Consider the following 12,870-nt stretch of genomic DNA (forward strand, 5'->3'; position numbering starts at 1 on the left):
AGCAATGGATAAAAATAGTTTTGATTATATCAAAAGCCCTAAATTCTTAGGGATTATAATTGCTTTAGTAGGTACATATTTACTATTTCCTCCTTATTTTTATATGGGAGTATATCCAGTGCAAGCTTCAGAATATTCTTGGACGTCCCTTGATCCATCATGGGTAATTACTTTAAATTATGCCAAGATAGAGCATCTAATTTGGGGAAAAGATATTGCATTTACGTATGGTCCTTTGTCTTATCTTTCAACAAGAGTAGGATGGGGTGTTGATAAGATTGATTTTATTTTATATGACTTATTTATAAGTTTTAATTTTTTCTATATTTTTTTTACGAGTTATGTAAAAAGCTCTAATAAAAAACTTACTGCTTTATTAATTTTTGTAATTAGTTTTGCTTTGCCTGCTTATTTAGGAGCAGGAACTTCTATTGTGTTAATGGCTTTTCTGTTGTTTTGGATAAGACAAAGCTTAGATAATAATCATTACATTAATTATATTTTTCAGATCATTTTATTGGTTCTCATGTTCTTTGTTAAATTCAACACGGGATTAATTTCATTTGTTTTATTACTGCCAATTATATTATACCAATGCATTTTTCATAAAGAAACAAGAAAAATTTATATAGTATATATTCTTATACTACTCGGCTCTATCATCGGCTTATCAAAGGCTCTAAATGTTGCATTAGTAGATTATATTAAAACAGGTTTAAATATGATTTCAGGTTTTAATGAAATTATGTATTTAGATCTGGGCTTAGTCAATGAATTATTTCTAGCTTTAGCATTTATTGGGTTGACATTAGTTATTTTGTTACCTAAAGTTTATTTGAATAAACAGATTAATTACAAAGGACTAATAATAATATTTCTATTTACTTTTCCAATATATGTATTGTATAAACAGGCCTTTGTAAGAGCAGACGCAGGACATATATTAGAGTTTTTTAATTATTGTTTATTATTGATTTTTTGTATTAAAGAATTTCACATTGAGAAATTTAGATCTAATGGAAAAGAGATTATTTTAATATTAGTTTTTATTGCTTTGTTTGGGGCTAAAAAAGGAGAAGTAAATATTTTTAATTTTCCACAAAAGCTTGATAAGTCGGAGTATTTTATAAGCTTAAAGAATTATACTAAGGAATCAGCATTTAATCTTTTCCCAAATAACAATCAGCTCCCAGAAAGTATAAAAATCAAAATTGGAAACAGTAAAATTGATATTTTTCCATGGAATATAAGTCTGCTTTTTGAGAACAAATTAAATTATAGTCCACGGCCAGTTATTCAATCATACACGGCTTATACAAAATATTTAGAAGAATTAAATTTTGAACATTATAATTCAGAAAAGTCACCGAAATATGTTTTGTATGAGTACGAATCTATTGAGAATAGATACCCTTTGATAGATGAGGCCAAAGTAAACCTTGTTTTATTAAATAATTATAAGTGTATAGATACTTTCAGTGTAAATAAAAAGCCGATACTTTTATTAGAAAAAAAGGAAGGAAAGCAAAAGACAATTACATTTGAAAAAATAAAAGAATATGAAGCTGATATAAATGTTTCGTTAGTACCAGAAGAAGGAAAATTTTACGAAGTTGAAGTTGCGAATTCTATGTCAGGTAGTTTACAATCATTATTGACATATGCACCAGAAATTTCTATTATGATTAATACAAAAGATGGTAAGGGAAATGGATACAGGATCTCAAAAAAATTATTAGAATCCGGATTTTTTTCCAATTATTTGATTAGAAATACACTTGATTTTAAGGATTATATGAATCAGGAAAATAAAAAACCAGAGCAAGAAGTAATGGGTTATGTAATTTGGCTGACAGAATCCAAATATTTTAATCCAAAAATAAAAATTACAGAATATAAAATCAATCACTAATGAATATATGTGTTGTTACAGGTTCTTCGGGACTAATAGGAAGTGAGTCAGTTACTTTTTTTGCGGAAAAATTTGATAAAATTATTGGTATTGACAATAACATGCGCGCTCGTTTCTTCGGAGAGGAAGCTTCAACAGAATGGAATACTAAACGATTACAAGATACGGTCCCAAATTTTGAGCACTATACTGCGGATATTCGTAATATAGAAGAATTAGAAAAAATATTCTCAAAATATGGAGATGCTATAAAATTAGTGGTTCATACTGCGGCACAACCAAGTCATGATTGGGCGGCACGTGAACCTTTAACGGATTTTACAGTCAATGCCAATGGAACATTAAACATGTTGGAAATGACACGTTTACATTGTTCTGAAGCAACCTTTATTTTTACTTCAACAAATAAAGTATATGGAGATACTCCCAATTACTTGCCTTTAATTGAATTAGAAAAAAGATGGGAAATAGATGAAGCGCATGCCTACTTTAAAGAAGGGATTGATGAAAATATGAGTATTGACCAGACGAAACATTCTTTATTTGGTGCTTCAAAAGTAGCAGCAGATGTTATGGTTCAGGAATATGGTAAATATTTTGGAATGAACACAGCTGTTTTTAGAGGAGGTTGTTTAACAGGACCAAATCATTCGGGAACACAGTTACATGGATTCTTATCTTATTTAATGAAATGCGCAATTACAGGTGACAAATACACTGTTTTTGGATATCAAGGAAAACAAGTAAGAGATAATATTCACAGTTGGGATTTAGTAAATATGTTCTGGCATTTTTATCAAAATCCAAGACAAGGTGAAGTATACAATGCAGGCGGCGGAAGATTTTCAAATTGCTCAATGACAGAAGCTATTGAAATGTGTGAACAAATTACTGGTAAACCAATGAACTATGAGTATTCAGAAACGAATAGAGTGGGAGATCATATTTGGTGGATTAGCAATGTAACTAAATTTAAAGAACATTACCCAGAGTGGTCATGGAAATATAACATTAATGATATTCTAACTCAGATATATCATAATATGTCTAAAAGATAGATTCAGGATGAGTTTCCGAACAAAAATAATTCAAAAGCTAATTCATCTTAATGAAAGGATTTTTTTCTATCCTAAATTAAGAAAGTTTTACACATCACATTTGATCAAAAGAGATGTTAGGATTATTGATGTTGGAGCGAATAAAGGACAATCAATAGATTTCTTTCTAAAGATTTATCCTGACGCAGGGATTGAAGCTTTTGAGCCCAATAAGAATTTATTTGTATATCTTCAGAATAAATATAAGAGTACAAGAAAAATTGAGTTACATAATTTTGGAGTTAGTAATGTAGAAGGAATATTAGAGTTTCATGAAAATATCATGGATGAAACCTCTAGTTTCGAAGAGCTTAATTTGAATTCAAAATATTTAGAAACGAAAGCTAGAATGTTGGGCGTTTCTAAAGAAAATATTATAATTGATAATTATGATGTAAAAGTGATTCGGCTTCAAGATTTTCTGGAGTTGAGAAAAGATACTTTTTTTGATGTTTTAAAAATTGACGTCGAAGGGCATGAATTACAAACGTTAGAAGGCCTTTTTTCTGGAAATGCTAATAAAATCATGATACAATTTATTCAATTTGAGAGTCATAATGATGATATGTATATGAATAAAAATCAACACCACAGAATTGAGGATATACTCACTCAAAATGGGTATGAATGTATTGCAAAAATAAAACACGGTTTCGGGGATTTCCACGAAATAATATACGAAAACAAAAATATACATGAAGCTTAGTATTGTTATTCCAGCTTATAATGAAGAAGAATCTATAACCGAAACAATTGATCAGATTGAAGAAGCATTTTCCAAAGTTTCGATTGATCATGAAATCTTTGTAGTGAATGATAATTCTAAAGATAATACGTTGCAGGTGCTTGAAACATTAGCACAAAAATACCCCGCATTACAGTATGAGACTAATTTAGGTCCTAACGGATTTGGATATGCGGTACGATATGGATTAGAACGATTTTCAGGAGATTGTGTGGCAGTAATGATGGCCGATTTATCAGATTCACCCTACGATTTGATCCGATACTATACAACGATGGTGGAAGGGAATTATGATTGTGTATTTGGAAGTCGTTTTATTAAAGGCGGAAAAGTAATAGATTACCCATGGGTAAAAAAAATCATTAACAGGATAGCAAACTTTATTATCCGAATGACGATGAGTATTAAATATAATGATACTACAAATGCTTTTAAACTGTATAAAAAAGAAGTAATTGAAGGAGTAAAACCAATTCTATCACCTCATTTTAATTTAACAATTGAATTGCCATTAAAAGCAATTATTCGAGGTTATACCTATACAGTAGTACCTAATTCCTGGACCAATAGAAAATATGGCGTTTCAAAATTAAAAATTAAAGAAATGGGAAGTAGATACTTTTTCATTCTGGTATATTGTTTTGTAGAGAAGTATTTTTCAAGAGGGGATTTTAATAAAAAATAATTTTTATTAAAATCCCCTCTTGAAAAAATTATAATTCTAAAGAGAGAAATTTTAGTTTTTTTGTAATTATGTATTAGATCAATAAGCATTTTAGGGTATTTTGTTTATTTTTATTAAAATTTATAAATATATTGTGCATGGTGATAAAACAAAAAATCACTAAATATTTTAACCACTTCATAATCATTTATACAAAAAAATAAAATCATGACTATTGAAACAATTAATAATATTTATGAACTCCGAACCTTTACTTTTCCAAATCCTACAAATCCACCAACAACAAGATTACCTATTAGTGGAGATATTGTGTACGTAAAATATCATACTAATTCTTGGGATGGAGGTGGCGGTTTTTTTACTTTTATTGATATCCCTGGAAGTGAGGTAAATGACCGTGCTGATGATAATGGGGTTATCATTCAACACGGGGTTAAGAACAACCCTCCAATAATAAATGGACGATGGGTTAGAAAGATAGACAACTACATTAATGTAAAATTTTATGGAACAATCGGCGCTTTACAATCTGATGATGGAGATAAAATTCAATCTGCAATAGAGTGTGCTGCCCTTAACAAGCAGGGAAGTTATTTTATAAAAGGAAACACGGTGTTCATCCCAAATGGGAACTATTTAATAAACAATACTCTTCTTTTAAAAAGTGGTGTGTCAATTCTAGGCGATGGAATGGATAATACTGTTTTGACAGCTGGTTATGAGAATTCAAACTCAGGCTATTTAATAGGTATGGAATCTGGGCCAGTAATAGGTTGCAATATTTCCAATCTTACAGTTACTGGTGACGGACAATCAAACGGCCCTGATATTACCCAAAACAGAACTAAAGGATGCTTCTTTTTACACGCATCAACAGATGAAACAAATACTGGTGGAATATGGCGATCAACGTTTAAAAACATCTCAATTTATAATTTTAATGGAACAGGAATTCATCTTGATGGTGGAGGAAGTACTCCTGATTATAAATTCAATGAACCTAATCAGTTTTTAATTTTTGAAAACGTACATATTATAAGGCAAAAAACAGCATCACATTGTTTGCAGATCACTGGGCAACAAGGGCAAATCACTTTTCTCAACTGTCTTTTTGACGGAATTACTTATGACTACATTGATAAAAATACACCACAAGAAACCTATAATATTATTAAAGGTTTTAATGTTGCCATAAATAATGAATTGAATACTCAACCTGCAGTTATTTCTTTTATAAATAGTACATTTGAAATTTCAGAATATGGAGTTTATGTTAGATTTGCAGAAAATATTACATTTGATACTTGTTGGTTTGAAACATTAGATAATGCAGTTTTTATTGACCCATATATGGATAATTCCTCTTCTGCTTTTCCTAGTAAAGCGATTAACATTATTAATTCTCGATTTGCTAATGCTGCAGGTTTTGGAAGCTTAAGAGTTCGTAATCTAAGTAAATATAATAACGTCCCAACTGGGAGATGCATAACTTCTACTGGATCAGAATCTAACATCTACAATAATTATGTAGTTGTTAGTGATCTCAATACCACCTATAATAGTGCTTTAAATAAAAACTTTATTACTGCATCAGCTAACCCTTCAACACCAAATCTTGGCATTAAAACAATTGGCAATTCATTCCAGGATAATCGACTTGGATACAGTCAGGGAATAACACAAAATATAACAATTCTGAATGAAAATATAAATGATAAATACATTGATCTTAAAGATAACACAATTGTGTTTGTTACTGGTGTTAGCGGAAATCCTCCTATAAAGAGAATGACTTCATCTATCTGTGCAGGTGAAATTATCGAATTACGAGCTGAAAATCTTCCTATTAAAATTAGTAATGCAAAAAACATCTATTTATCTGGGAAAACAGAAATTATTCTAAATAATGGGGATATTGCTACATTCACTAAAATTGATAGACCAGTTGATTTGTATAAAGAAATTTTTCAATTACTTTCTTTATACAAATCAACAAGTGATGTATAAAACATATAAAAAAACCAATCATATGGTTTTTTTACATAATGAAGTGATTTAAACTTATTTTACAAAACAAAAAGGGTTTTTGAAGTTTGTACTACAAAAGATATTGATTTCAAAACTATCTCTTATGTAAGAGATACTTAGATATAATAAAAAATGAAATTGTTCCATATTTATCAATAACTCAATGAGGTTTTGAAACAAGAGTTCCTTTAGGAGTGATAAGGTTTGCCATTTGCTATCTTAAACCCAGTTAATGGATATTATAACGATCGTTATAATATTGAAGTTCAATTTGAATTAGTAACAAAAACATTAGAACAGGTTAATATTCCAGTAGAAGGAATTTTCTTAAATGCAGATACTGGTTGATTCAAAATATTTTCGGTTATGCTGTGAAAAGAAAGAGATTAATGCTAATATTTGTTTTAATAAACATAATAAAAGAATATCTTGACCAAGAACTTTATAATAATTGCGCTTAAAAAACCCAATAAAACAAAGTTTAAAAATATATAAAAACTTTGTGGATACAGAAGATTTATTAAAAGCATATTTCTTTGATAATTATATTGTGTTAGTGGAGATGAACGACCCAGGTTATGATATTGTAGATGAATTAAAAGAAAGGGAAGTTACTTATAGATATGGAGTGTTAAGAATTAATCTTGATAGTATCCTTTTTCTGTTCTAAATGAAAATGGAGCAAGACTAAGGATTAAAAGATATTTTTAGTGTATGGAGATAAAAAAAAGAATAGTAGTTTGTTTGATGATTTTAATCACTGGCATTACATTGGCACAGACAAAAGATACGATTAACTTTAAAATTGATCTGAAAAAGTTTTATACAATTGCAGAAGAAAACGCAAAGGATCGCTATGAATTTACGGTTGAAAAACAAGATTCTTTAGTAAAAGTATTTGAGCTTAATCCTCAACTCGTTTTATCACGATACCAATTTGAAGAATTTAAAATAACGGTTATTCCTGTCTTTGAGCTAGATAAAAAAGTAAAATTAGATAACAAGATAAATTTTTTAAATTATTTGACGAATAAAAAAAAATATAACGATCTATTTTATAATGGATATGTCGATGATGAAATTGTTTTGGATGACTTTTATGTAGAATATCAATATCCACCCAAATTAGGATTCATTCTCGCTTATTCTTTGTTAGGCGATAATTATAGTTTCCCTGAAAGAATAGGTGGTGATCGAGGATTTATGATGAAATTAGGATTAGAAAAAAAATATTTTGCATTTTATATTAAAGGGCTATTACCTCTTTTTATTGTTGAAAATGGAATTGTATATGCTATAACCAATCCTACGAATGAAGGGGGGTATGATAAAATGGAAATTAATGAGTATATGGGTACTATGGTGGGTGAGAATAATTTGAAAAGGATCTTAATGAGTGAATGTACATTTTGTAGTTTAAAAAAAGTAACTAAAAAAAGTAAGTATTATAAAAAGCCATACTATTTTAAAGTAGAAAAAGAATAAAACCAAAACACCCAATCAAAATTAAAGCGATTGGGTGTTTTGGTTTATAAAGTAAAATATTCTGGATATAACATGTAGCTTAACAAGAATGATTATTAATGAGTTAATGTAAGATTAAGATAGTCATGAAAGTTCATGATTTTTTTGAAGAATAGGCTTTTAAAAGAAAAATAAAGCGAAGCTAATTTAACATGGTTTTTTTGCATATTGTGCATTGTTCTATGGAGAGTATTGATATATTTGTGAACATTCAAAAAATGTTTTAAGCTGAAATAAGTTTAAACAAGATTTCCAAAACTATAATACTAATTATGAGAAGGCTTAAAATATTGCTATTCTGGTTGTTTTTTAATAAAAACAATGTGAGTTTAAAAGAGTTGATTGATTTCTTACTGAAGCCTCAAGTACATAAAATAGCGCAACGATATATTACTAAAATTGAAAAATCAGAATTTTATGAGATTTCATTTAATACCATCCCCAATACACTTTTCTGGCCATTGGAATTTCCGATAGAAGGGGTAAATCAAGTTACTGCCGAAACATTTGATGTGGATGATTGGCATTATTATCAAAAGGAAAAAACGATAATAGAAAAAGATGAATACCTACTTGATATTGGTACTGCAGAAGGATTATTCCCATTATCAGTTATTGACAAATGCAAACATATTGTAATGATTGAACCGAGTAGTAAATTTTATAAAACACTACATAAAACGTTTGCTTCCTTTCAAGATAAAGTAACAATCCATAAAACAGCAATAGGAGATTATGATGGAGATGTTTTCTTCGAAGAAGATTCATTGATCGGACAAATTTCTACCACAAATTCCTCTACAGACAATAAAACGACCATTAGAAAGATAGATACATTAATTGACGAGAATCAAAAGATAACCTATCTAAAAGCAGATATTGAAGGGTTTGAGCAAGAAATGCTTAAAGGAGCTGAAAATACTATTAAGCGAAATAAACCCAGAATTGCAATTACGACCTATCATACTGAAAACGATCCTGATGAAATCATTAACTTGATTAAAAGCTATGTTCCAGAATACAAACATTATGTAAAAGGAATATTTACGGAGAAGTCGAAACCGGTAATGATTCATTTTTGGATAGAATAAATAATCGTAAAAATCAATTATCGAATAAGATCAATCAGAAGTACAGGGAATGAAATTTGTAATTTTAACTTTTTTTTAAGTTATATTTGAGCAAGAATATTTTTACCACTAAATGATTAAAAACAAGATAAAATTAATTCAGAATAATAAAAAAATAAAGAATTTTATTATCTACGGATTTGGTCAAGCAATTAATTTAATAAGTCCATTACTTATAATTCCTTATATCGTCTTTATTTGCGGAGAAGCGGGTTTTGGTAAAATAGGATTAGGGATATCGTTAGCCTTTTTTTTAATACTTATAGTGGATTATGGATCGGACATTCACGGAACTAAAGAAGTTTCGATTAACCGTGAAGTTCCTGAAAAAATCAAAGAAATACTCGTAACCGTTTATTCAGCAAAATTTCTATTACTCCTTTTTGTTATTCTATTTACCTTATTGTTAGTCAATTTTGTACCTTTCTTTGCAGAGGAAAAAACACTGTTTTTTTTAAGTATAACCATGGTTATTGCCCAGTTTATAAATCCAATCTGGTTTTTGCAAGGAGTAGAAAACTATAAATTAGTAACAATAATAAATGTTGGCTCAAAATTAATCTATGTAGTAAGTGTATTTCTGGTCATAAAAAATCCACAAGACTATATATATGCCAATCTATGTTTAGGAGGAGGAAGCTTTATTGCAAATTCATTAGGTTTCTTATGGGTTAAGAATAAATATGATTTTCATTTTAAAAATGTAGACTGGCAGAAGGTTAAACAACTATTAAGAAAAGACTTTTCATTCTGTGTTTCGCAACTGTTTTTATCCTTACGACAGTTTGTACCCATTATGTTGATTAGCTATTTTGGAGGTTATTTAATGGCTGGACAATACAAGATATTAGAACAAATCATCATGTTGTTTAGAACCTATCTGCAAATGTTTTCTCGATTTTTCTATGCAAGTTTCTGTCTGGAATTAAGTAAGAGTACCAGAATAGGAATAGCCATGTGGCGAAAATTTAATGGATTAAATGTTATATTTATTTTAGGACTACTTTTAATTTTATTCTGTGCAGCAAGTTATGTGTTAGTCTTTTTCAAAATAGATCTAGAATCTATTGATCGATTGACTTTCTTATTACGAATTGCGCTCCTTGTGCCGATGTTTATTAGCCTATCCTTACCTTTGGAACAACTCATGTTTGGATTGAACAAGAATAAAATATATATCAAAATAGCTATTTCAATAACTGTTTTCAATATCATATTAACAACGCTCCTATTACCTAGATTTGAATTATTAGGGGTAATTACATCATTAATTGTAACAGAAGCTTTGTTTGTAGTATTATATTATATTATTTTGAAAGGATATTTTAAAAAAGGCTGAAAATAAATCTTGAATGAAATTTACATTATCAAAAAGCATATTATACCAATTACTTTTCACACTCTGTGTAACAGTTGTATTTTTAAATAAGTATGAACTCACATTTGCAGTTTGGACAATAGTTGCTTTGTTTACCTTAAGTAGATTTTATTCCGTAACGATATTAAAATATGTAGCGTGTTTCGCAGCGATATTTGTAATAGCCTTTATTGTAAGTTTTTTTAAAGAATCAAAATCATATTATTTTATTCGAGATATAACCTATATGGTAAAACCTATACTTGGGCTATTGGTAGGATATCAAATATGTAAAAAAAGCGAGAATAAAACTATTGCAATAGTCATCTATACAGGAGTTTTCGTGTCGATGGCCCATTTGGGAATTATACTTTTTACAATGGTGTCGAATCTGCATTTAAGTTTCCATCAGATTCGTGCTGCCTCAGGATATTTTAGTGACTTCGAAATTTACGCCCTTATTTTATTGTTGTTTAGCGATAAATTCAATTTCCATATTGGAAAATATAAGAAAATGATTTTGGTCTTAATCGTTGTTGTATCCAGTGTATTGTATTTCTCCAGAACAAATTTTATTCAGTTTGTAATATTATACATTGCAATGAAAGGATATTTTAGAATCACAGCCCGATCGATCTATTATTTACTGATTGCATTAGGGATGACTCTCTTAACCTACACTGTAATTTATTATAGCAACCCTAGAAGAGAAGCAAAAGGATTCGAAGGATTTCTATATAAGGTCAAAATTTCTCCAATTGAACCTTTTAAAACAAAAATCAATAAAGACGATTGGAAAGATTTTAATGATAATTATAGATCCTATGAGAATATCATTACAATTAAACAAGTCTCTAATAATGGAACATCAGCCATTATTTTTGGAGAAGGATTAGGTTCTACAATAGATTTGAAAAGACAAATATGGACAAATGATGGAGAGTTGATACGATACATTCCAATTCTGCATAATGCTTTTATGACCGTTTTTCTCAAATCAGGACTATTAGGGGTAGCACTGTCTATTTTATTCATTTATTTATTATTAAAACATGAAAAGACCGATTTAGATTCTGTTCGTTATATTAACTGGTTATTGGTTGGATCTGGAGTCTTTTTAATTGTATCCAATTGGGTTTTTCTGGGACTTTATTTGAAACTAGATAATAAATCAATTTTAATAGGTTTTTTAATTGCTTACAGAGAAATACTTTTAAAACAAGATCAACAAAACAGAGGTGAAATTACAAATGAATAGTAACTTAAATATTCTGGTCGATTGCCATGTTTTTGATGGGAGTTTTCAAGGAACAACAACCTATTTAAAAGGGCTGTATTCTGAGTTGATTAAAGATAAAACCAAGCATTTCTTTTTAGTTGCATTTAATTTAGAGAAACTTCAAGAAGTATTTGGAGAACATGATAATGTGACCTATTTAGAATTTGGATCAAAAAATAAATTCATTAGATTACTAGTGGATATTCCAAGATTGATTACGAAACATAAAATTGATTTTGCACATTTTCAATATATAGTACCACCTATAAAACGCTGTAAATACATCGTCACTATTCACGATATTTTGTTTTTGGATTTCCCAAAGTATTTCCCATTATCATACAGAATAAAGAATAAGTTTTTATTTAAATGGAGTGCCAAACATTCAGATGTACTACTTACGGTTTCAGATTTTTCTAAAAAACAAATTCAGAAACATTTCAATCTGAATAAAGTAATAATTACTCCTAATGCAGTTGATGCTGTTTATTTTGAACAATACGATAAAAGTGCAATCAAGGAAACAGTCAAGCAGAAGTACGGTTTAGATAAATACTGGCTGTTTATAAGCCGTTGGGAACCACGAAAAAATCATTATACATTACTAAAAGTCTTTGTTGAGAACCAGTATTATAACCACTATTCATTAGTCTTTATAGGAGATAAAGCCATTGAGAATAAAGAATATGACACTTACTATTCAAACCTTCCAGATACTATAAAGGCGAAAATAGTTACACTAAATAAAGTCGATTTTAAGCAATTGCTATTACTATTAAGAGGAGCAGATTTGTCAGTATACCCATCAATAGCAGAAGGATTTGGAATTCCTCCATTAGAATCATTAGCTGCTAGAATTCCAACAGTTTGTTCTAGTACAACTGCGATGGAAGATTTTTCTTTTCTAAAAAAATATGCCTTTAATCCATTAGACAAAGAAGAAATCAAAAAAAAGATTGAATTAGGTCTAAAATGTAGTTCTGAAGAAATTCGCGAAATGAATATTCAGGCATTAGAAAAATACAATTGGAATATAGCAGCCCAACGCTATTTGGAAGTTTTAAAGGAGGAATAGATGTTAATGATTTGTTTTATTTCACAAAAAATCAAAAC

12 protein-coding genes are annotated in these 12,870 nt (G+C 29.2%); all 12 read left to right on the top strand.

Annotated features, from left to right (window positions below):
* Nucleotides 1-4: 4 nt before the first annotated feature.
* The 12 genes from P6733_RS06775 (at nucleotide 5) to P6733_RS06830 (ending at nucleotide 12,832) form a co-directional block, all read left to right on the top strand.
* Complete coding sequence (locus P6733_RS06775) at nucleotides 5-1,912, top strand: LTA synthase family protein (RefSeq protein WP_306351255.1); 1,908 nt, start codon at nucleotides 5-7, stop codon at nucleotides 1,910-1,912.
* The gene (locus P6733_RS06780) at nucleotides 1,912-2,970 is read left to right on the top strand and encodes an NAD-dependent epimerase/dehydratase family protein (RefSeq protein ID WP_306351257.1); all 1,059 of its coding nucleotides are present in this window, start codon (nucleotides 1,912-1,914) and stop codon (nucleotides 2,968-2,970) included. Before P6733_RS06775 ends, P6733_RS06780 begins: the two co-directional genes overlap by 1 nt.
* Before the next feature lie 7 nt (nucleotides 2,971-2,977).
* Nucleotides 2,978-3,715: an FkbM family methyltransferase gene (locus P6733_RS06785; RefSeq protein ID WP_306351259.1), complete on the top strand. Its 738-nt coding sequence runs from the start codon at nucleotides 2,978-2,980 to the stop codon at nucleotides 3,713-3,715.
* Nucleotides 3,705-4,439 (top strand): glycosyltransferase family 2 protein, encoded by a 735-nt coding sequence (locus P6733_RS06790; RefSeq protein WP_306351261.1) that lies wholly within the window; start codon nucleotides 3,705-3,707, stop codon nucleotides 4,437-4,439. The genes P6733_RS06785 and P6733_RS06790 overlap by 11 nt, the downstream gene beginning before the upstream one ends.
* A 207-nt stretch (nucleotides 4,440-4,646) precedes the next feature.
* Nucleotides 4,647-6,446 carry a glycosyl hydrolase family 28-related protein gene (locus tag P6733_RS06795; protein ID WP_306351262.1) on the top strand — a complete coding sequence of 600 codons (1,800 nt, stop codon included), beginning with the start codon at nucleotides 4,647-4,649 and terminating at the stop codon, nucleotides 6,444-6,446.
* 225 nt (nucleotides 6,447-6,671) lie between these two features.
* Nucleotides 6,672-6,815 carry a hypothetical protein gene (locus P6733_RS06800; RefSeq protein ID WP_306351264.1) on the top strand — a complete coding sequence of 48 codons (144 nt, stop codon included), beginning with the start codon at nucleotides 6,672-6,674 and terminating at the stop codon, nucleotides 6,813-6,815.
* A gap of 103 nt (nucleotides 6,816-6,918) precedes the next feature.
* Nucleotides 6,919-7,137 (top strand): hypothetical protein, encoded by a 219-nt coding sequence (locus P6733_RS06805; RefSeq protein ID WP_306351266.1) that lies wholly within the window; start codon nucleotides 6,919-6,921, stop codon nucleotides 7,135-7,137.
* A 44-nt stretch (nucleotides 7,138-7,181) separates the two neighbouring features.
* On the top strand, nucleotides 7,182-7,952 hold the full coding sequence (locus P6733_RS06810; protein ID WP_306351268.1) for a hypothetical protein: 771 nt from the start codon (nucleotides 7,182-7,184) through the stop codon (nucleotides 7,950-7,952).
* Between the two features lie 311 nt (nucleotides 7,953-8,263).
* Nucleotides 8,264-9,082 (top strand): FkbM family methyltransferase, encoded by an 819-nt coding sequence (locus P6733_RS06815; RefSeq protein ID WP_306351270.1) that lies wholly within the window; start codon nucleotides 8,264-8,266, stop codon nucleotides 9,080-9,082.
* A 112-nt stretch (nucleotides 9,083-9,194) separates the two neighbouring features.
* Nucleotides 9,195-10,460: an oligosaccharide flippase family protein gene (locus P6733_RS06820; RefSeq protein WP_306351272.1), complete on the top strand. Its 1,266-nt coding sequence runs from the start codon at nucleotides 9,195-9,197 to the stop codon at nucleotides 10,458-10,460.
* 13 nt (nucleotides 10,461-10,473) lie between these two features.
* Nucleotides 10,474-11,736, top strand: a complete 1,263-nt coding sequence (locus P6733_RS06825) for a hypothetical protein (protein ID WP_306351274.1) — start codon at nucleotides 10,474-10,476, stop codon at nucleotides 11,734-11,736.
* On the top strand, nucleotides 11,729-12,832 hold the full coding sequence (locus P6733_RS06830; protein WP_306351275.1) for a glycosyltransferase family 4 protein: 1,104 nt from the start codon (nucleotides 11,729-11,731) through the stop codon (nucleotides 12,830-12,832). The genes P6733_RS06825 and P6733_RS06830 overlap by 8 nt, the downstream gene beginning before the upstream one ends.
* The last annotated feature ends 38 nt before the right edge of the window (nucleotides 12,833-12,870 follow it).

It is taken from the genome of Flavobacterium aerium (genome assembly GCF_030766725.1).
In the GTDB taxonomy this organism is placed as follows: Bacteria; Bacteroidota; Bacteroidia; order Flavobacteriales; family Flavobacteriaceae; genus Flavobacterium; species Flavobacterium aerium.